The organism is Pseudomonadota bacterium (assembly GCA_039196715.1).
Classification (GTDB): domain Bacteria; phylum Pseudomonadota; class Gammaproteobacteria; order CALCKW01; family CALCKW01; genus CALCKW01.
The window spans coordinates 1-20,717 of the sequence record JBCCUP010000045.1 but is presented as its reverse complement, the minus strand read 5'-3'; the positions used below and the strand labels follow the sequence as shown (position 1 = coordinate 20,717).

Below are 20,717 nucleotides of genomic sequence, written 5' to 3'. Positions count from 1 at the left end.
GGGGTGGCATGCACCGGGTCGTTGAGTCGCTGGCGCGTGGGCTCGCGCTGCTCGGTGGGGTGACGCTGACGGGCCTGATTGTGCTCACCTGCGCGTCGGTGCTCGGGCGCTCGCTCAACTCGCTGCTGCACAGCGATGCGGTGCAGCAGGCCGCACCGGCGGTGGCCGACGCGTTACTGGCCACCGGCGTCGGTCCGATCAACGGCGACTACGAACTTGTCGAAGCCGGCATGGCGTTCGCGATATTCGCGTTTCTGCCGCTCTGTCACCTGCGCGGCGCGCACGCCTCGGTCGACATCTTCACAGCCGGTTTTTCACCGGCTGTCAAACGCGTCTTGCTGGCCTGCATCGAAGTGGTGTTTGCGGCGGTCCTGATCGTCTTTGCCTGGCAGCTGTTGCTCGGTGGCATGAGCAAGTACCGCTCTGGGCAGACCACCTTCCTGTTGCAGTTCCCGGTCTGGTGGTCCTACGCGGCGAGCATCGGCGCGGCGCTCGTGGCCGCGCTCGTGTCGGTCTACACGGCGGTGTGCCGCCTGCACGCGCTTCGGACCGGCGTGTCGCCCCCCTTCGACGAGGTGGGTGGAGACGCGTGAGCGAGACGCTGTTCGGCCTGTTGTCGTTTCCGGCGCTGCTCGCGCTGATTTTTCTGCGCGTGCCGATCGGTCTCGCCATGTTCCTCGCCGGCTTCGTCGGCATCCTGTTGATGACGGGCGACACCACCATTGCGCTCGGCCGGCTCCGTTCGGAGACCTACACCACCTTTTCGAGCTACTCGCTGTCGATCGTGCCCATGTTCCTGTTGATGGGGCATTTCGCAACCTTGGGTGGCATGAGCCAGGCGCTGTTCCGCGCGGCCGAGAGTTGGCTCGGTCACCGCAAGGGGGGCGTGGCCATGGCCTCGGTCGGCGCGTGTGCCGGTTTCGGTGCGATTTGCGGGTCGTCGCTTGCAACGGCCGCCACCATGAGCCGCGTCGCGCTGCCCGAGCTCAAGCGCTACGGCTACTCGGGCGGGTTTTCCACCGCAACGCTTGCGGCGGGTGGCACGCTTGGCATACTCATTCCGCCGTCCGTGGTCTTGGTGATCTACGCGATCCTGACCGAGCAGAACATCGCCAAGCTGTTCCTCGCCGCGTTCATCCCCGGTGTCATGGCTGCGGTTGGCTACATGCTGGCGATTTCGGTGTACGTGCGGCTCAACCCGGGCTCGGCGGGGACCCGGGATCGCCTGCCGTACCCTGAGCGGTTCCGGGCGTTGCTCGACGTCTGGCCGGTCCTGCTGGTGTTCCTGCTGGTGGTCGGCGGCATCTACCTCGGCTGGTTCACGCCGACCGAGGGCGCCGCGGTGGGCGCCTTCGGCACGGGGCTGATCGCCTGGTTTTCCGGTGGTCTCACGCGCGACACCCTGTCGGAGAGCTTTTTCGTCACGGCCAAGTCGACCGCGATGATCTTCTTCATCGTCCTGGGTGCGGCGTTCTACAACGGCTTTCTGGCGCTCACCCAGTTGCCGCAGGAGATGGCGACCTGGGTCGGCTCGAGTGGTCTCAGCCCGTGGTTGATCGTGTTGATCATCCTCGTCTTCTACCTGGTGCTGGGCTGTTTCATGGACAGCCTGTCGATGATTCTGTTGACTGTGCCGATCTTCTGGCCGATCGTGCAAGAGCTCGATTTCGGCCTGGTGACCATGGTCGATCTGCAAACTGCGCGGCTCGCGGACCTGGTTGCGAGCGGCAAGGAGATACCGGCTGCGGCGCTCGCCAAGGCCGAGGCGCTGCTCGCCAGTGGCCAGGAGCTCTCGCGCGAGCTCACGCGCGAGCTTGGCCTGCGCGGGGTGTCCAAGGGCGCACTCAACCGCGTGGTCACCGAGCAGACCGCCATCTGGTTCGGCGTGCTGGTGCTGATCGTGGTCGAGGTCGGGTTGATCACACCGCCGGTCGGTATGAACCTCTTCGTGATCAACGCGATGGACCGCGAAACGCCGATGGTGAAAACCTACAAGGCGGTGTTGTATTTCGTGGCGTCCGACCTGCTCCGGGTGGCCCTGCTGCTGGCCTTCCCGGTGGTGACGCTGATGTTGGTGCCCTGGTGACGCAGGGCTGACCCTCGCCGGGTCGTCGCTGATTGGAGGCTACCAAGATGCCAGTTGAGGCCTTGCGCACGCCGGATGCGCGTTTTTCACTTTTGCCCGGTTACCCCTACACCCCGCGCTATGTCGAGTCGCTCGCGGGCTTCGAGGGCCTGCGCATGGCCTACGTCGACGAAGGCGGCGACAGCGAGGAAGTGTTCCTGTGCTTGCACGGTGAACCCACGTGGGGGTACCTCTACCGCAAGATGCTGCCGGCGTTTGTCGAAGCGGGTTGCCGCACCGTGGTGCCGGACCTCTTCGGCTTTGGCCGCTCGGACAAGCCGGTTGACGACGCGGTTTACACCTTCGACTTTCACCGCGACAGCCTGCTGCGGTTCATCGAACACCTTGACCTTCACAACATCACGCTGGTGGTGCAGGACTGGGGCGGCTTGCTCGGCTTGACGCTGCCGATGGACATGCGCGAGCGTTTTTCACGCGTGTTGCTGATGAACACCGCCATTCCGGTGGGCGAGGGGGTGAGCAAGGGCTTCGAGAAGTGGAAACGCTTTGCCGCCGCGGCACCCGAAATCCCGGTCGGCGGTATGCTGGCGGCCGACGGCATGGGCGCGGTGACACTGATGGACGCACTGGCCTACGACGCCCCCTTCCCGGACAACCGCTACAAGGCCGGCGTGCGTCGGTTCCCGCAGATGGTGCCGGTGGAGCCCGACATGGACGGTGTCGCGCACGGGGTGCGCGCGCGGGCGTTCTGGTCGAACGAGTGGGCCGGTGAGAGCTTCATGGCGATCGGCATGCGCGATGGCGTACTCGGGGAACGACCCATGCAGTTCCTCCGCACGCTCGTGCGCAATTGCCCCCCGCCGATGGCGGTGCACGAGGCCGGGCACTTCGTGCAGGAATACGGTGAGGGGATCGCGCGCGCGGCGCTGGCGCACTTTGGATTGACGCCGGGTGTGACCGACTGAGCGCATCTGGCGCGTTGCACTACGCGAGTATGCGGCGGGCGGCGTCGGCCAGTAAGGCGTCGATATCGAAGTCGATCTCGTCTTCGGCGATGTAGGCGTCCTTCATCAGCGATGTCAGCCCGTGCAGCAGGCTCCACATCATGAAACTCCGCTGCCGCACGGCGTCGGTCACAGTCGACTCACCCAGGCAACTCGCGAGTTCGGCCATGACCACTTCATAGAGCGCCTTGCTGCGGCTGCGCACGAGTTCGGACTGCCACAGCGTACCCGCGCCACCGAATCGCAACGCGAAGAGGCCGGGTTCGGCCATGGCGAAATCGACGTAATCACGGGCCAGGGCGATGATGCGGTCCGGGTGGCCGGGCGGGAAGGGCGCCAGCACCGATTTGATCGACTCGGCCCGCCGGTCGACCTCTTCGAGCAACACGCCCTCAAGGATCGCGTTCTTGTCCTTGAAGTGCTTGTAGGGCGCGGCCGTCGATACGCCTGCGAGTTGGCAGGCTTCGGCGACGGAAAAGGCCTCGGGGCCCTTTTCATTGATCAATTGCCGCGCTGCCTCGAGCAGCGCCTGGCGTAGATCGCCGTGGTGGTAGGCCGTCTTTCGCACGATCTCGCAAGCGCAGGAAGGGGTAGGCCCGGCATTTGAACACAATCGCACGCGGCCCGCTTGCAAAGTTAGTGCTGCTAACATATCATGTTAGCAGCACTAACTTTGCATCCTGAAGGCCGCAGTCCAGCGCCGTGTCGGCGCGGTACACAGGGCCGCCGGGGTGATCGACGGGACAGCACGGCAGCCGATGGAAACGAGTCCAACGCAGGTCACACCGCACCGCCCTTTCTGGCGCCTTGCCGACCTGCTTCGCAAAGGGGTGTTGACCCTGTGTCTACTCGGTGCCGCCGCTGCGGTTTCGGCGCGAGAGGTTGGCATCGGCTTCATCGATGACGGCGTCGAGCAGGATGCGGCCGCCGAGGCCGCGCTGATCCTCGCGGAATTGCAGGCGCTGCTGCCGCGCGGTGTCACCGCCGTGCCAGTGACCTTCCGCGCCGGCGCCGATCAGCGCGACCCATCCGAGCTCTACGCAATGGCGGTGGCCAACCCGGACGTCGATTACATTGTCGCCACGGGCTTTCTTGGCAGTCAGACACTCTATTCGGAGCGCCGCTTCGGCAAGCCTACCTACCTGATGCGCGTGCTCGACCCGGCGTTGTCGGGCACGCCGACGCGCGACCGGGTGCGCAACCTCAAGCGCTATACCCAAGTCAACGTCGCGGTCAACGCCTTCGAGCGGGTCAACGCGCTGTTCGGTGCGCAGCGTGTGGGCATCCTCCGGCCGCCGTTGCCCGAGAGCGCCAACGGCGGCCTCGACGCGGCCATCGTCAGCGCGGCGCGGCGTGCCGGTGTGCAGGACGTGGTCTTTTTCTCGTTGCATCCAGACCGTGATGTCGCCGCACAGATCCCGGCGGTTGATGTGGTGGTGTTGCCGCCGGTCGGCCTGCCCGAGGCGGAGTTGGACCAGGTGCTGCTCGCGCTGCTGCGCAAACGGATACCGTCCTACGCGGTGGGTGGCGACGAGATGGTGCGGCGCGGCGCTTTGATCAGCGACACGTTGGCGAAGGACGATCGCGTGCTGGCGCGGCGGGTGGCGCTCGACCTGCAGCTCGCCATCACCCGGGGTGCACGCACCCGCGGCGTGCAGTTGCTCGAATCGCAGAAAGACACCACCATCAACATCGACACGGCTCGCGCGCTCGGTGTGGACTTGCAATTCGACGAGTTGACCACGGCGCGCCTTGTGCGCAACGCACTGGACGAGGCGCGTCGGCTCGATTTCCTCGGCGCTGTGGAGATCGCTTTCGACCGGGGTCTCGGGCTGCGCGACAGCCAGCTGCAGCTCGAGAGCGACCGCGCGTCGCTCGCGCAGGCCCGCGCGGCGCTGCGACCGCAACTCACCGCGCAAGTCAGCCAGACCCAGCGCGGCGACCAGCTACCGACACGCGAGACGCTCGCGACGCTTGCCGCAAGTCAGACCCTCTACTCGGTCAACGACGCCGCGTCCGTGTCGGTGGCTAAACTCGGCGTCGAAGCGGCAGAACTCGCCCGGAATCAGAACATCCTTGACACGGTCAGCACCATGGCCAGCGCCTACTTCGGTGCGCTCGAGGCGCAGGCGCAGCTCGAATCCCGGCTGCGCGACCTGACGTTGAACCGCGAGAACCTGGCACTGGCCGAGTCGCGGGTCAGAAGCGGCAGTGGCGCCAAGTCGGATGTGTACCGCTGGCAGTCGTTGATCGCGACCAGCGAGAGCGCGGTGCAACAGGCCTATTCGGCGAACCTCAGTGCCCAGAGTCAGCTGAGTGAGCTGCTCAACACACGCTTCGCCCTGCCGACCACACTGGCCGATGTGACGTTGGATCAACCGCCTTTTGACCTCTTGCACGAGACGATCGAGCCCTATCTGTCCAGTACCGGTCGAGCCGAGCGCCTGCTCGCTGGCACCATCGAACGGGCGCTGGGCGGCTCGCTCGAGATGGACACCGCCGAGAACACGGTGGAACGGAGCCGTGTGCAGCTCGACGCGCAGCGGCGCGGCTACTACCTGCCGGAACTCGCGCTGAGTGCAAACTACGCGCACTACCTCGACAGCAGCCGAGGCGCCGGTGGGGCAGTCCTGGACGGCGAGGGTGATTGGTCAGCGTCACTCACTGCCACATTGCAGCTCTGGGACAGTGGCAACCGCCGCAACCGCATTCGGCAGTTCACAGCCCAACGCGACCAGGCGGTGGTCAACCTCGAACGCACCCGCACCTCGCTCTGGCGTAACAGCGTGGTCGTGGTAGACAGCCTGATTGCCAACTACCGCTCCATTGCGATCAACGCCGATGCCGTCGAAGCGGCCTGGCGCAGCCTGCAGATCACCCAGGATGCCTACCGTCTGGGGTCGGCCACCGTGACCGATTTGCTCGACACCCAAACCACCTTCCGCGAAGCGCAAGACAACGCCAACATCGCGCGTTACCAATACCTCGATTCGCTCGTGTCCTACCAGGCGCTGCTCGGTGAGATGCCCATGTTGCTCGGCGGTTTGGAGCAGCAGGCGTGGCTGACCGCCTTCTCGGAACGCATCGCGAGCGCCAGACAGTGATTGCCATCATGACATCAACCCGAGCCCGCGGCGTGTTCGCCGTATCCTGTTCTCTGACGTTCCACCGTCCAGTGATGCTGGCGTGCCTGGCGTCGAGCGTGCTGCTTGTCGCCTGTGACAGCAGCGACGAGATCGATGCGCCCTCGGTCGCGCCTCCGCGACCGGTGAAGGTCATGGAGATCACGCGCGGCAGCGGCGCGCTCGAACGCGTGCTCGCGGCCACGGTCGAGTCGGGTGACAACCAGGACCTGAGCTTTCGTGTCTCTGGTGCGATCACCGCGTTGCCGGTCAGCGTCGGCGATCGACTGCAAGCGGGAGACCTGGTGGCCGAGCTCGACCAGCAGCCCTTCGTGGTCACCGAGAAGGAAGCCCGTGCCGCGCTGGCGCAGGCCGAGGCCAACAACACCAACGCCCAGAACCAGTACCGGCGTTCACGCGAGCTCTACGCCAACGAGGCGGCGAGCCTCTCGGACCTCGAGAACGCCGAGGCCAACGCGACGTCGGCGCGGGCTGACCGCGTCCGAGCGAGCGAGAGCTTGCGCTCGGCGCAGCTCAACGTCTCCTACACGCGCTTGCAAAACCCGAGTGACGCGTGCCAGGTGGTGAGCGTGCCGGTCGCGCTCAACCAGAACATCTCGGCCGGCCAGACCATCGTGACCACCGCGTGCGGCGTCGAGAAACGCCTGACCATGGTCGTGCCTGAGAGCCTGATCAATACCATCGAGCTCGGCATGGCGGTGTCGGCGACCACGCGCGCAACTGACCTCGCGCTCTCCGGCACGGTGGTCGAGATCGGTGTGAGCAACACCGACAACACCGGCTACGTCGTCGAGGCGGCGCTCGAAGCGCCGCCGGCTGACCTGCGTGTCGGCATGGCAGCCGAGGTGACCGTGAGCATCGCGAGCGGCGACCAGCGCATGGTCGTGCCGCTGACCGCCGTGCTTGGCGACAGCGACGCCAACTTTGTCTTTGTCGCTGCGGCCGACGGGGATGCGTACCGCATCGTGCGCACGCCGGTCACCACCGGGCCACTCGACAACGCGGGCATCGAAGTGGTGTCCGGGCTCGAGCCCGGACAACAGATTGTGGTCGCCGGGATGTCGCAGATCAGCGAGGGCATGCGCGTGACGCTCTACAACGGCGACGGGCGCTGAGTGCGGGTATGAACATTCTGCAGTTTGTCTTCGACAACAAGCGCGTCTCATTGACCTTGCTTGTGCTGATGACGCTCCTCGGCGTGCAGGCCTACTTCAGCCTGCCCAAGGCCGAGGACCCGGGCTTCATCGTGCGCCAGGCGAGTGTGGTCACGCGCATGCCCGGTGCGAATGCACAGCGCATGGAAGAACTCGTGAGTTCGGTGATCGAAGACGCCATCGTCGAGATGCCGGAACTCGACAACGTCAGCAGCACCTCGCGCAACGGCATTTCGATCGTCAACGCCGAGTTCAAGGCGACCTACACCCACATGCGTCCGATCTTCGACGACCTGCGCCGCAAGGTCGACGACGCGAGCGCGGACCTGCCCGACGGCGTCTTCGGCCCGGTGGTCAACGACGACAAGGGCGACGTCTTCGGCATTGTCTACGGGCTGCGCGGTGAGGGCTTCACGTACCCTGAGTTGAAGTTCGAGGCGGAACGCATCCGAGATGCGCTGTTGTTGATCCCCGCGGTGGCCGAAGTCGCGCTGCAGGGGCTGCAGGACGAGACGATCTACGTCGAGTACAGCGACGCAACGCTGCGCGAGCTCGGCATCACCAGCGACCAACTCTCGGCCGCGATCGCCAACACCAACACCATCAACAGCGGCGGCCGTATCCTGATCGGCAACGAGCGGCTGAGCCTCGAGCCCTCCGGCGACTTCTCTTCGGTCGACGCGTTGCGCTCGACGGTGGTGCGCAGCGGCACCGGCGCGCTGTTCAAACTGCAGGACCTCGCCTCGGTCGAGCGTGTGGTCGCCGAGCCCGCGAGCGAGCTGGTGCGCGTGCGCGGTGAGCCGGCGATCTCGATCAACGTCAGTATGGTCGAGGGCGGCGACATCGTCACCCTCGGCGCCGAGCTCGGGCCGTTGCTCGATCGCCTGCAGCAGACACTGCCAATCGGCATGTCGCTCGACCGCATCGCCTTCCAGACCGACATCGTCAACGAGAACATCTCGGACTTCCTGGTCAGCATTGCCCAGGCGGTCGGCATCGTCGGTTGCGTGCTGCTGTTGTTCCTGGGACTTCGCACCGGGCTGATCATCGCCGTGTCCATCCCGATCACCATGGCGCTGACGCTGATGGTGATGTCGTGGTTCGGCTTGAGCATCGACAAGGTGTCGCTCGCCGGCCTGATCATCTCGCTCGGCCTGCTCGTGGACAACGGCATCGTCATCATCGAGAACATCCAGAAGCGACTGCAGGCGGGCGAGGCGCGCGTGGCGGCGGCGGTGGCGACGGTGAACACCATGCGCATCCCGTTGCTGGTGGGCTCGGCGACGACGGTGGCGGCCTTTTCGCCGATCGTGCTGGCGGAGTCTGCGGTGGGCGAGTTCACTGCTGCGATCGGCTACATCGTCGCGATCTCACTGAGCGTGTCCTGGCTCCTGTCGATGACCATCATCCCGATGCTCGGCGGGCTGCTGCTGAGCGTGCCGGCGACGCCGGCGGACACCCGGCCGGGCCGGATGACGCGCGGCTACCGCTCGCTCGCTGCAGCGGCCATCCGTTTCCGCTGGGTGACCATCCTCGTGGCGATGGGCCTGTTCGCGTCGATCGTCATCGCCATGGGCGTTGTGCGCAATGAGTTCATACCGCCGTCCGACGAGCCGCTCGTGACCGTCGAACTGGACCTGCCGCAGGGCGTCGACATCAGCGTCACCGAGCGCACCGCCGCGAGCATCAGCGACTTTCTCGCCTCGCCGGCGGTGAGCGACGCCGGCGTCACCGGCTGGGCGCAGTACGTCGGCATCTCGGCACCGAAGTTCAAGCTCGGGTACAACCCGGGGGAGAGTGACGCGGCCCACATGAGCGCGCTGGTCAACGTGGCGAGCTCGGCCGAGATCGACGGGGTGATCGCGTTGTTGCAGGACCACATCCGCCGCGAGTACCCGGACGCCCGCTCCAAGGTGTCGCGGCTCTCACAGGGCCCGCCCGTCTCCTACCCGATCCAGGTGCGTGTCTCGGGCCGCGATGTCGACGCACTCGAGCGGCTCGCTGCCGAGCTCAAGCGCCAGCTCTTCGCGACCCCCGGCGTGCTCGATGTGATTGATGATTGGGGCATCCGCTCGCGCAAGATCACGGTCGACATCGACTCCGATCTCGCGAGCTCGGCCGGCTTGTCGAACGCCGATGTCGCCAGTTCGCTGTTCGCCGGGGTTAGCGGCAACACGGTGAGTGAGTTCCGTGAGGGCGACGAGCGCATTCCGGTGGTGCTGCGCTCGAGCAACCGGGACCGGCACGACATCCGTCGGCTGCCCGATCTGACCATCGTCTCGTCGTCGAGCAACCGCGCCGTGCCGCTCGCGCAAGTCGCCGACGTCGACGTCGCCTGGGAGGTGCCGGTGATCAAGCGGCGCGACCGGGTGCGAACCGTCACGGTGTCGGCGACGCTCCTGCCTGACCACTCCGCGACCGACATCAACGCGACGCTGACGCCCTGGCTGGGCGACTGGAAGCTGCCCGTGGGCTTCGGCTACGAGGAAGGCGGTGAATCGGAGTCCTCGGACGAGGCGAGCCAGTCGATCTTCGACAAGCTGCCGATTGCCGGCCTGGTGATCCTCATTCTGCTGGTCGGCCAGTTCAACTCTTTTCGCAAGGCCGGTATCGTGTTGATGACGATTCCGCTCGGGCTCATCGGCATGGCCTGGGGGCTCGCGATCACCGACGTGGCCTTTGGTTTCTTCACCATTCTCGGCATCATCTCGCTCGCCGGTATTGTCATCAACAATGCGATCATTCTGATCGACCAGATCACCATCGAATCGCAAGCCGGCACGGCCCTGATGGACGCCATTGTCACGGCCTCGGCGCAACGTTTACGGCCGATTCTGCTGACCACCGCAACCACCTGCGGTGGCATGTTTCCGCTTGCGATGGGCGGGGACATGTTCCAGACCATGGCGATCACGCTGATCTTCGGCATGTTGGTCGGGACCCTGATCACGTTGTTGCTCGTGCCAGCGGTGTACGCGGTGCTGTTCGGTGCGCGACGGGCAACGCCGACACGCCGAGCCAAGCCGACACTGCAACCGGCGGCGACCTGACGGCTGAGGCACGTACGCACAAGTGCGTACGTGCGAGCCCGCATCGGTGCGAACACCTAAAGCCCGGAATTGGCCGAACTGAGAAATACAAGACCTGTCTGACCCCCTGAACGCCAGCGAGCACGGGTTCTCCCGCCCGCGCTGGCCCGTCAAACCAGCGCCACACGAGGGCTGACATCATGGGGCATCAAACGCAGTTTCTGGTGGTGGGACCGCAACGGTCGGGTACCACGATCTTCGGTGAGATTTTGCAGCGGCATCAGGACATCTGCCTGACGGTCGACGGGAAACTGCTCTACTACCTGCTGGTGTGGTTGGTCAACGACCCCACTGCTCGCGCCGGTCTGCACCCGCGCCTCGATGAAATTGCCCACGCGTTGTCACGTCGGACCGTCAAGGGCGACGAATACAACCTGACGCAGGAACTGATCGAGGCCGTCAAGGCGTACCGCTGGCACGCGACCCGCGATATTGACGTGTTCGAATCGCAGGTGGCGGAGCTCTGGAAGTCGGTGTACCGCAGCGTGTCCAAAGGCGCCCTCGCAGTCGGCGACAAGTACAACGAATACATGCTGTACGGTCCCGATATCGACCGCCTGTTTCCGCGCATGCGTTACATCGTCCTCAACCGCGAGCGCGCCCACAGTGCCCGGTCGGCGCGCGAGAAGTTCGAGTCCCGCGCCTGGCAACCGGGTGGCCAGCAGCAGGCCGAGGAGAAGATCGACCTCTGGCGTCAGGCCTTCGACAACGCCTTCATCTCGCCCGATCGCGTGCTGCGGGTGCAGTTCGAGGCCTTTTGCGACGCGCCCGAGGCGGTGCTGGCGGAGGTGTGCGATTTTCTCTCGCTGCCGATGTGCCCCGAGATGCTGCAGTTCGCCGACCAGATTCTCGACCCCAACCGCGCCTTTCGCTGGCGCGGCACCCCGGTCGCCGCGGCGGCGGTCTGAGCCCGGGCCCGAAGGCCTGTCCGCCTCCCGGGTAGGCTGTTTCACCAAACGAAAAAAAGCCCCGGTTGCGCCCGGGGCTTTTTCGTTTCCGAACGGGGTTCGGTGTCAGTTCAGCGCGGCATCGGTGATGTCGTGCGTCCAGGCGCCTTCGGGCTGCTGGGTGATGACCGGGTCCGAACCGCCCGAGAGCAGGGAGGCCACGGTGCGCTCGTAGTCGGCCGGGTCCAGTGCGCCGTTCGAGCCCGCAGTGAGCTTCGCGATCTCGCCCATCATGCGCTTCTGGTGGTTTTCGGTCTGTGCGCCACTGGCGTCGTTGTCGAGCACGATCATCGCGGCTTCATCCGGGTTGTCCTCGGCGTACTTCCAGCCTTTCATCGAGGCACGGACGAAACGCACCATGCTGTCCTTGAAGGCCGCGTCCTGCAGGCGCTCACCGAGCACGTACATGCCGTCCTCGAGGGTCGCCACGCCCTGGTCCTCGTACTTGAAGACCACGAGTTCCTCGGGCGTCAGGCCGGCGTCGATGATCTGCCAGTACTCGTTGTAGGTCATCGTGGAGACGCAGTCGGCCTGGCCGTTCAGGATCGGGTCGACGTTGAAGCCCTGCTTGAGCACGGTCACGCCGCCGTCACTGCCGTCCGTCGGTATACCGAGCTTGCTCATCCAGCTCAGGAAAGGGTACTCGTTGCCGAAGAACCAGACGCCGAGCGTCTTGCCCTTGAAATCGGCCGGGCTCGCGATGCCACTGTCCTTGCGGCAGGTCAGCATCATGCCGGAGCTCTTGAAGGGCTGGGCAATGTTCACGAGGTCCAGGCCCTTCTCGCGGCTCGCGAGCGCCGAGGGCATCCAGTCCAGCACCACGTCCGCGCCACCGCCGGCAATGACCTGCGCGGGGGCGACGTCCGGGCCGCCGGGTTTGATCGTGACGTTGAGGCCTTCCTCGTCGTAGTAGCCCTTGTCCAGTGCCACGTAGTAGCCAGCAAACTGCGCTTGTGTCACCCACTTGAGTTGCAGCGTGACATCGTCTGCGGCGCTCGCGGGCAGGGTGGCCAGCGACAGGGCGCCGACCAGCAGCGGTGCGAACAGATTTTTCATCTCACTTCTCTCCTCGGTTTACCAACAGGGTTGATGTGTACTCCACACAATACACAATACCGACTCCAGCTCAGCGCCTGTGCGAGGGGTGCCAGAAGCTGAGGCGGCGTTCCAACAGGGCCATGCAGCCGTAGAATGCGGAGCCGACGATGGCCGCGACGGTGATTTCCGCCCAGACCATGTCGAGTGCCAGTCGGCCCACTTCCGTCGAGATGCGAAACCCCATACCGACGGTGGGCGAGCCGAAGAACTCGGCGACGATCGCGCCGATCAGCGCGAGCGGCGTGCAGATCTTGAGGCCGTTGAAAATGAACGGCAGCGCCGCCGGCAGGCGCAGAAAGCGCAGGCTCTGCCCGTAGTTGGCGGCGTAGGTGTGCATGAGGTCGCGTTGCATCGGGTCGGTGGCACGCAGGCCTTCGATGGTGTTCACCAGCATCGGGAAGAACACCATGACCACCACCACCGCGGCCTTGGATTGCCAGCCGAAGCCGAACCAGATCACGAGGATCGGCGCCATGCCGACGATGGGCAGGGCGGCGAGGAAGTTGCCGACCGGCAGCAGGCCGCGTTGCAGGAACGGCGAGCGGTCCACCGCGACCGCGGCGAGCACGCCCGCCGTGCAGCCGATCACGTAACCCGACAGGGCGCCCTTGAAGAAGGTTTGCACGAGGTCCGCCCAGATCGTCGGCACGTTGGCGACCAGCGTGCCGGCGCTGGCCGAGGGGGCGGGCAGGATGATCGGGTTGACTTCGAAGCCGCGCACCGCGCCTTCCCAGACCGCGAGCAGGGTGAGGCCGAACACCACCGGGATCGCGATGCGCGTCCAGGGCGCATCAACGCGTGACAGCGCGATGTTCAGCGCCCAGGCGGCGGCCCAGACCACGGCAGCGCCGACGAGCCAGCTCACCGGTTGAACCCCATGCGCGTGAGCGTGCGATCCTGGATCGCACCGATCAGGAACACCAGGGCGGCGGCGAGCGCGGCGGCAACGAGGAGCGCCGCCCACATGCTGAGCATCTGGCCGTTGTAGCTGCCCGAGAGCAGGCGGGCGCCGAGGCCACCGTCCTGCGAGAGGCTCATCTCGGCCACCACCGCGCCGATCAGCGAGGCGGCAATGCCGACCTTGAGCGAGGCGAAGAAGAGCGGCATGGCACTTGGCAGCCGCAGCCGCAGGAAGGTTTGCAGCCCCGATGCATTCCAGGTTTTCATCTGGTCGAGCTGCATGGCGTCGGGGCTGCGCAGGCCCTTGACCATGCCGACCACGACCGGGAAGAAACTCAGGTACATCGAGATGACGCCCTTGACGATGAGGTCATCCACCTGCAGCTTGCCGAGGGCCACGACCACCATCGGCGCGATCGCGGTGATCGGCACGGTTTGGGACGCGATCACCCAGGGCATGGCCGAGAGGTCCATCGGCCGGTTGTAGACAATCGCAACCGCGAGCACCAGGCCGAACACCGTACCGAAGGCAAAGCCCACGAGGGTCGCCGAGAGCGTCACCCAGCCGTGGGTGATCAGGCTGCGTTTGGAGAAGGCCCGGCCACGCAGCACCATGGCGCCGGTGGTTTTCCAGATTTCCTGAACGATCTGGTGTGGCGCCGGCAGCCGGGGCCGGTCCTGCACATAGGCTTGTGACCAGAGCGACGGGTTGTCACGCGCCAGTTGCAGCCCGCTCAGGGCGCGCCGCTCGCGTGCGGTGGGCGGCACCACCGCGACACCGGCCCGTTCGGCCTTGAGGGTGGCCTCGTGCATGTTCATCGGAATGGCAGCGACATACCACACCGCGAGGATCGCGCCGACCACGGTCAGGATGGCAACCAGTGTCCTCATGCGGTGAGCTCAGGCATCGGCGGTGTGTCCGGCGCGCAGCCCCTCGCGCACGCGCTGGGCAATGGCGAGAAACGCGGGCGTGTCGCGAATTTCGAGTGGTCGCTCACGCGGCAGCGGGCTGTCGATCACATCGGTGATGCGGCCGGGCCGGGGGCTCATGACCACGATGCGGGTCGAGAGGTACACGGCCTCCGGAATCGAGTGGGTGACGAACGCGATCGTCTTGCCGGTCTTGGCCCAGAGCGCCAGCAGCTGCTCGTTCAGGTGGTCGCGCACGATTTCGTCGAGTGCCCCGAAGGGCTCGTCCATCAAGAGGATGTCGGCGTCGAAAGCCAGCGCGCGCGCGATCGACGCGCGCTGTTGCATGCCGCCGGAGAGCTGCCACGGGTACTTGCGGCCGAAGCCGTCGAGGTCGACGAGTTCGAGAACGCGTTGCACCCGCTGCTGTTGCTCGTCGCGGCCGAAGCCCATGATTTGCAGCGGCAGTTTGATGTTGTCCTCGATCGTCCGCCACGGGTAGAGGCCGGCGGCCTGGAAGACGTAGCCGTAGGCGCGCGCCCGACGCGCGGCCTCGGCGCTCATGCCGTTGACGGTCAGCGTGCCGGCGGTCGGTGTCTCGAGTGCGGCAACGCAGCGCAGGAACGTGGTTTTGCCGCAGCCCGATGGCCCGATGAACGAGACGAAGTCGCCCTTGGCGAGCGAGAGGGTGACGCCCTTTAGCGCGTGGACCGGACCGTCGTTGGTCTCGAAGGTGAGGTCCAGGTGCTCGGCGTGGATGACCGTGTCGGCGCTCACCGGTGCATCAGACCCCGGTCGCCGGGATACCGGTGCGCTCCACTGGCCGCGGTGCGGTCAGTTCCTTCCACTGGCTCAGCGCCTTGTTGACCGTGGCGTTGGCCTCGCGCGGGACGAACTTGCCGTGCCCCTCCTGGAAGCGCAGATCGCCGTCGTGCACGGCCACCTGGCCACGCGTCAGGGTGAACCGGGGCAGGCCTTTCACGTGGTGCCCCTCGAACACGTTGTAGTCGATCGCCGACTGCTGGGTGTCAGCCGTGATGGTCTTCTCCTTGGCCGGGTCCCAGACCACGATGTCAGCGTCGGCACCGCGCAGGATCGCACCTTTCTTCGGGTAGCAGTTGAGGATCTTGGCGATGTTGGTTGAGGTGACCGCGACGAACTCGTTCGGCGTCAGGCGGCCGGTGGCGACGCCGTGGGTCCAGAGCATCGGCAAGCGGTCCTCGAGCCCGCCGGTGCCGTTCGGGATCTTGGTGAAGTCACCGACACCGAAGCGTTTCTGCTCGGTGGTGAAGGCGCAGTGGTCGGTCGCGACCACCGACAGTGAACCCGATTGCAAGCCCGCCCAGAGGCTGTCCTGGTGCTGCTTGTTGCGGAACGGCGGTGACATCACGCGGCGCGCCGCGTGGTCCCAGTCGGCGTGGAAGTACTCGCTCTCGTCGAGCGTGAGGTGTTGAATCAGAGGTTCGCCCCAGACGCGTTTGCCGAGCATGCGCGCCCGCCGGATCGCCTCGTGGGCCTCCTCGCACGAGGTGTGGACAACGTACAGTGGCACACCCGCCATGTCCGCGATCATGATGGCGCGGTTGGTTGCCTCGCCCTCGACCTGCGTCGGCCGGGAGTAGGCGTGGGCCTCGGGGCCGGTGTTGCCTTCTGCAAGCAGCTTGGCGGACAACTCGGCGACCACATCGCCGTTCTCCGCGTGCACCATCGCCGTGCCGCCGAGTTCGGCGAGGCGCTGAAACGAGCTGTAGAGCTCGTCGTCGTTGACCATCAACGCGCCCTTGTAGGCGAGAAAGTGCTTGAAGGTGTTGATGCCGCGCTCCTGCACCACGGTCTTCATGTCGTTGAAGACCTGCTCGCCCCACCAGGTGACCGCCATGTGGAAGGAGTAGTCGCAGTTGGCGCGGGTGGACTTGTTGTCCCAGCGTTGCAGCGCATCCAGCAGGCTCTCACCCGGGTTCGGCAGCGCGAAGTCGACCACCATGGTGGTGCCGCCGGCCAGCGCCGCGCGCGTGCCCGATTCGAAATCGTCGCTCGAGTAGGTGCCCATGAACGGCATTTCGAGGTGGGTGTGCGGGTCGATGCCGCCCGGCATGACGTAACAGTCGGTCGCGTCGAGTGTCTTGTCGCCGCTGAGGTTGTCACCGATGTCGGTGATGACGCCTTTTTCAATCAGCACGTCGGCGCGGTAGCTGAGGTCTGCGGTGACGACGGTGCCGTTCTTGATGACCGTGCTCATGTTCAATCCTCTCTCGCTGTCCTGGGTAAAAAAGGGGGACGCCGACAGGCGTCAGTCGACAATCTGGGCGGTGTTGACCGCGGCGTGGAACAGCACGTCGGTGCCAGCTGCGGCCCATTCCTTGGAGATCTCCTCGGCTTCGTTGTGCGACAGGCCGTCCACGCAGGGGCACATGATCATCGCGGTGGGCGCGACGTCGTTGATCCAGCACGCGTCGTGGCCGGCGCCCGAGACGATGTCCATGTGCGAATAGCCGAGGTCCTGGGCTGCATTGCGAACCGCTGCGACGCAGGCCTCGTCGAACGCCGGCGGGTTGAACTGGCCGACGATCTCGGCGGCGAACTCGACGCCGATGTCGCTGCACAGTTTGGGCGCGCGTTCCATGAGTTCGGCGACCATGGCCTCGAGTTTGTCGAGGATGTGCGTGCGCAGGTCGACCGTGAACACGACCTTGCCGGGGATGATGTTGCGCGAGTTGGGGTGCACGTCGATGTGACCGATGGCACCAACCGCGTTGGGCTGGTTCTTCATCGCGATCTCGTGCACCAATTCGGTGACGAGCGCGAGGCCGCGGCCGGCGTTCTTGCGCATGTGCATCGGCGTGGAGCCGGTGTGGCTCTCCTTGCCGGTGACCGTGCACTCGATCCAGCGCAGGCCCTGGCCGTGGGTGACGACGCCGATGTCCTTGCCCTCGGCTTCGAGGATGGGCCCCTGCTCGATGTGCAGCTCGAACATCGCGTGCATCTTGCGGGCGCCGACTTTCTCTTCACCGCGCCAACCGATGCGCTCGAGCTCATCACCGAAGCGCTTTCCGGCCGCGTCGACGCGGTCGTAGCCCCACTCGAGGGTGTGTTTGCCCGCGAAGACACCCGAGGCCAGCATGGCCGGCGCGAAGCGCGTGCCCTCCTCGTTGGTCCAGTTGGTGACCACGATCGGGTGTTTGGTCTTGATGCCGAGGTCGTTGAGGGTGCGGATCATTTCGAGGCCGCCCAGCACACCGAGCACGCCATCGTACTTGCCGCCGGTGGGTTGGGTGTCGAGGTGCGAACCGACGTACACGGGCAGCAGATCCGGGTCCTCGCCCGCGCGGGTGGCGAACATGTTGCCCATTTCGTCGACGCCCAGGGTGCAGCCCGCTTCCTCGCACCAGCGCTGAAAGAGCGCGCGGCCCACCGCGTCCTCGTCGGTGAGCGTCTGGCGGTTGTTGCCGCCGGCGACACCGGGACCGATCGTGGCCATCTCCATGATGCTGTCCCACAGGCGGTCGGCGTTGATGCGAATGTTCCTGCGGGAATCGGCGTTGGCAGTGGTCATCTCACACTCCTCGGGGTGGTCAGGCCGGGTGATCGAATTGATGAGTGTTCATGCTTCAGTGGGTGCCTCGTACCCACGTGATACAAAAAAGCGCGCCCGGCGGGTCGTCACGATAGTATCCTGATCTCTCACTCGGTCGGCAACGCCACGCATGAGGCAACCCGGACAAGGTAAAAGCCAAACGCGCATTCAACGTCAGAAGACCGCGCAAATCCACGCGGCGGCGCTGTCGGTGTTCGCGGCCGAGGGCTACCGGGGCGCGACGCTCGACCAGATCGCGTTGGCGGCCGACATGTCCAAGCCGAATCTGCTCTATTACTTTCCCTCCAAGGCGGCGGTGTACACCGCGCTGCTCGAGAACCTGATCGAGACCTGGCTCGACCCCCTGCGCGCGTTGGATAACGACCGGGAGCCGCTCGACGCCATCCTCGACTACGTCTGCCGCAAACTCGCCATGAGCCGCGACTACCCGCGCGAGAGCCGGCTGTTTGCCAATGAAATACTGCAGGGCGCGCCGCACATCCGCGAGGTGCTCTCGGGTGAACTCAAGGACCTGGTCGAGGAAAAAGCCGCGTTGATTCGTCGCTGGGTCGCCGCTGGCAAGATTCGCGAAATCGATCCCGTGCATCTGATCTTCTCTATCTGGTCGCTGACTCAGCACTACGCTGATTTCGACGCTCAGGTGCGTGCGGTGCTCGGTGACACGTCGGACCCGTACGCCGATGCCGAGGTGTTTCTCGAGACCCTGTTTTCGCGGGCGCTGCGTGCCTGAACACGCGTGTACGCGGCACGGTTGCGAGGGCGGTCGCACCCGGGTCAACTGTGACAATCACAGGCCGGGCCTGTGTTAACGCGGTTCGGGGTGAACCCGGCACTGCGCAGGTCGGGCCCGCTGTAAATCCGCTCGACATGTCGAGCCTCGACAGGTTGTCTCGGGCGTAGACTGCCACAAATTTTGATCAAATGGTAAAAAAAGTGGCAGACTCTAGGGGCGAGATCACTGAGGACGCGGAGGACGCCCGCCACGGCGGTCTTTGGCCACTCGGTTGTTCCGCCTGTGACGACGGGCGCACTGCACTATAGGTTAACCATGGACGCACTGGGCAAGACCGCTTTATCGGACAGGGACACAGCATCGCTCTGTCGGCAGGCCGCCGCGCTGCGCGACCGGTTCTGGGGGCGCACGGTGACGTACTCGCGCAAGGTCTTTGCGCCGCTGACCAACATGTGCCGCGACACCTGCGCCTACTGCACTTTTGTCAAACACCCGAGTGATCCCGCGTCGAACATCATGCGGCCCGAGGACGTGCTCGCACTCGCCCGGCGTGGCGAGCGTCACGGTTGCAAGGAATTGCTGTTCAGTCTGGGCGAAAAGCCCGAGCAGCGCTACGCGTCCGCGCGGCAACGCCTGGCACAGCTCGGGTACGCGCGCATGACCGACTACCTGGCCGACATGTGCGCGCTCGTGTTGTCCGAAACCGCGCTGCTTCCCCACGTCAACGCCGGCACCCTGGCGGACGACGAGATCGATCAGCTCAAACCCGTCAGCGCATCCATGGGCATGATGCTGGAGACCGTGAGTCGGCGTCTGACGCGCAAGGGCCAGCCGCACTACGCCTGCCCGGACAAGGTGCCGATCCAGCGTTTGCGCACGCTGGAGCGCGCCGGCGAAAAGAAGGTGCCGTTCACGACTGGCCTCTTGATCGGCATCGGCGAAACCTGGTCCGAACGCATCGACGCCCTCGAGGCCATCAACGCCTCGCACCTAAGGCACGGGCACATCCAGGAAGTCATCATCCAGAATTTCCAACGCAAGCCTGACATCGCCATGGCACTGCACCCCGAGCCTGCGTTGGATGACATGCTGAGGACCATAGCGGCCGCACGGCTCATTCTGGCGCCAGAGATCAGCATCCAGGCGCCCCCCAATTTGCATGCCCGGCACATCGCCTACCTCGGTGCCGGGATCAACGATTGGGGCGGCATCAGCCCGATCACGATCGACCACATCAATCCGCAGCATGCCTGGCCACAGATCGATCGTTTGGCAGCGAGTTGTGCCGCGGCAGACTTCCACCTGGCGGAGCGCCTGACCGTCTACCCCCGTTTCATCGACGCACAGGCCGACTTTGTCGAGCCGCGGGTAGCCGAGCGTGTCGCGGTGATCGCACGGGCAGATGGATTGGCGCAGCAGCAGCAGCCGGTCGAGGTCGCCTCGTGACGCGGACACACCGGCACAGCGGGCCCGGTGGGGCCGAACTTGACGCGACGCTGGGCCACGCGCGCCCGGCGGTGCGGCGCACGCTCGAGCGCGTGCTCGGCGGCGTCGAGGTGTCGGAGGTCGAGGCGGCTGGCTTGTTCCACGCGCGCGACCCGGACCGCGAGGCAGACCGCGCGGCGATTTTCGCCACGGCCAATGCGTTGCGGTGCGCTGCCAATGGCGACCGCGTCAGTTTTGTGGTCAACCGGAACATCAATTTCACCAACATCTGTTACATGGGCTGCACCTTTTGCGGCTTTGCCAAGCGCAAGGAAGACGCTGGCGCCGAGTGGCTTGACATCGACCGCGTGGTCGAACGCGCCGAGGAGGCGTGGGCACGGGGTGGCACGGAGGTCTGTATTCAGGGTGGCTTGCACCCCAAAATGCCAGGCACCTACTACCGCGATCTGGTGTTGGCGATCAAGGCGGCACTGCCGGGTATGCACATCCACGCCTTCTCGCCGTTCGAGGTCTGGTTCGGTGCAGCGAAAACCAAGCAAAGCTACAGCGACTACCTGACCGAGCTGAAGGCGTGCGGATTGGGGTCGATGCCGGGCACGGCGGCCGAGATCCT

General features: G+C 65.5%; 17 protein-coding genes. 10 read left to right on the top strand and 7 right to left on the bottom strand.

Annotated elements, in window-relative coordinates:
• Positions 1-8: 8 nt before the first annotated feature.
• The 3 genes from AAGA11_15000 to AAGA11_14990 are packed head-to-tail and all read left to right on the top strand — an operon-like array spanning position 9 to position 3,051.
• Positions 9-593 (top strand): TRAP transporter small permease, encoded by a 585-nt coding sequence (locus tag AAGA11_15000; protein ID MEM9604173.1) that lies wholly within the window; start codon positions 9-11, stop codon positions 591-593.
• Positions 590-2,086 carry a TRAP transporter large permease gene (locus AAGA11_14995; GenBank protein ID MEM9604172.1) on the top strand — a complete coding sequence of 499 codons (1,497 nt, stop codon included), beginning with the start codon at positions 590-592 and terminating at the stop codon, positions 2,084-2,086. Before AAGA11_15000 ends, AAGA11_14995 begins: the two co-directional genes overlap by 4 nt.
• Positions 2,087-2,133: 47 nt before the next feature.
• Complete coding sequence (locus AAGA11_14990; protein MEM9604171.1) at positions 2,134-3,051, top strand: haloalkane dehalogenase; 918 nt, start codon at positions 2,134-2,136, stop codon at positions 3,049-3,051.
• A gap of 19 nt (positions 3,052-3,070) precedes the next feature.
• On the opposite strand, the gene AAGA11_14985 is transcribed toward AAGA11_14990, so the two are convergent.
• A complete protein-coding gene (locus tag AAGA11_14985) occupies positions 3,071-3,658 on the bottom strand; it encodes a TetR/AcrR family transcriptional regulator (protein ID MEM9604170.1) in 588 nt (195 codons plus the stop codon).
• A 190-nt stretch (positions 3,659-3,848) separates the two neighbouring features.
• Here AAGA11_14985 and AAGA11_14980 point away from each other — a divergent pair, with 190 nt between their 5' ends.
• From AAGA11_14980 to AAGA11_14965, 4 genes are all read left to right on the top strand, one after another.
• Positions 3,849-6,194, top strand: a complete 2,346-nt coding sequence (locus AAGA11_14980; protein MEM9604169.1) for a TolC family protein — start codon at positions 3,849-3,851, stop codon at positions 6,192-6,194.
• An 8-nt stretch (positions 6,195-6,202) separates the two neighbouring features.
• A complete protein-coding gene (locus AAGA11_14975) occupies positions 6,203-7,348 on the top strand; it encodes an efflux RND transporter periplasmic adaptor subunit (protein MEM9604168.1) in 1,146 nt (381 codons plus the stop codon).
• An 8-nt stretch (positions 7,349-7,356) separates the two neighbouring features.
• A complete protein-coding gene (locus AAGA11_14970) occupies positions 7,357-10,437 on the top strand; it encodes an efflux RND transporter permease subunit (protein ID MEM9604167.1) in 3,081 nt (1,026 codons plus the stop codon).
• A gap of 179 nt (positions 10,438-10,616) precedes the next feature.
• Entirely contained in the window at positions 10,617-11,384 is a 768-nt protein-coding gene (locus AAGA11_14965) for a sulfotransferase (protein MEM9604166.1), read from the top strand.
• A gap of 105 nt (positions 11,385-11,489) precedes the next feature.
• Here AAGA11_14965 and AAGA11_14960 read toward each other — a convergent pair whose 3' ends face one another.
• The 6 genes from AAGA11_14960 to AAGA11_14935 form a co-directional block, all read right to left on the bottom strand.
• Positions 11,490-12,479: an ABC transporter substrate-binding protein gene (locus AAGA11_14960; GenBank protein MEM9604165.1), complete on the bottom strand. Its 990-nt coding sequence runs from the start codon at positions 12,477-12,479 to the stop codon at positions 11,490-11,492.
• Between the two features lie 70 nt (positions 12,480-12,549).
• Positions 12,550-13,386: an ABC transporter permease gene (locus tag AAGA11_14955; GenBank protein ID MEM9604164.1), complete on the bottom strand. Its 837-nt coding sequence runs from the start codon at positions 13,384-13,386 to the stop codon at positions 12,550-12,552.
• Positions 13,383-14,312, bottom strand: coding sequence for an ABC transporter permease subunit (locus AAGA11_14950; protein ID MEM9604163.1), 930 nt, complete (start codon positions 14,310-14,312; stop codon positions 13,383-13,385). The genes AAGA11_14955 and AAGA11_14950 overlap by 4 nt, the downstream gene beginning before the upstream one ends.
• A gap of 9 nt (positions 14,313-14,321) precedes the next feature.
• Positions 14,322-15,107: an ABC transporter ATP-binding protein gene (locus tag AAGA11_14945; GenBank protein ID MEM9604162.1), complete on the bottom strand. Its 786-nt coding sequence runs from the start codon at positions 15,105-15,107 to the stop codon at positions 14,322-14,324.
• 7 nt (positions 15,108-15,114) lie between these two features.
• On the bottom strand, positions 15,115-16,569 hold the full coding sequence (gene hydA / locus AAGA11_14940; protein MEM9604161.1) for a dihydropyrimidinase: 1,455 nt from the start codon (positions 16,567-16,569) through the stop codon (positions 15,115-15,117).
• 51 nt (positions 16,570-16,620) lie between these two features.
• The gene (locus AAGA11_14935) at positions 16,621-17,883 is read right to left on the bottom strand and encodes a Zn-dependent hydrolase (protein ID MEM9604160.1); all 1,263 of its coding nucleotides are present in this window, start codon (positions 17,881-17,883) and stop codon (positions 16,621-16,623) included.
• Between the two features lie 151 nt (positions 17,884-18,034).
• On the opposite strand from AAGA11_14935, the gene AAGA11_14930 reads away from it, so the two are divergent.
• The 3 genes from AAGA11_14930 to AAGA11_14920 form a co-directional block, all read left to right on the top strand.
• Complete coding sequence (locus AAGA11_14930) at positions 18,035-18,655, top strand: TetR family transcriptional regulator C-terminal domain-containing protein (GenBank protein ID MEM9604159.1); 621 nt, start codon at positions 18,035-18,037, stop codon at positions 18,653-18,655.
• Positions 18,656-18,973: 318 nt separating this feature from the next.
• On the top strand, positions 18,974-20,104 hold the full coding sequence (gene cofG / locus AAGA11_14925; GenBank protein MEM9604158.1) for a 7,8-didemethyl-8-hydroxy-5-deazariboflavin synthase CofG: 1,131 nt from the start codon (positions 18,974-18,976) through the stop codon (positions 20,102-20,104).
• 50 nt (positions 20,105-20,154) lie between these two features.
• On the top strand, positions 20,155-20,717 hold a 563-nt coding region (locus AAGA11_14920), incomplete at its 3' end, for a radical SAM protein (GenBank protein MEM9604157.1).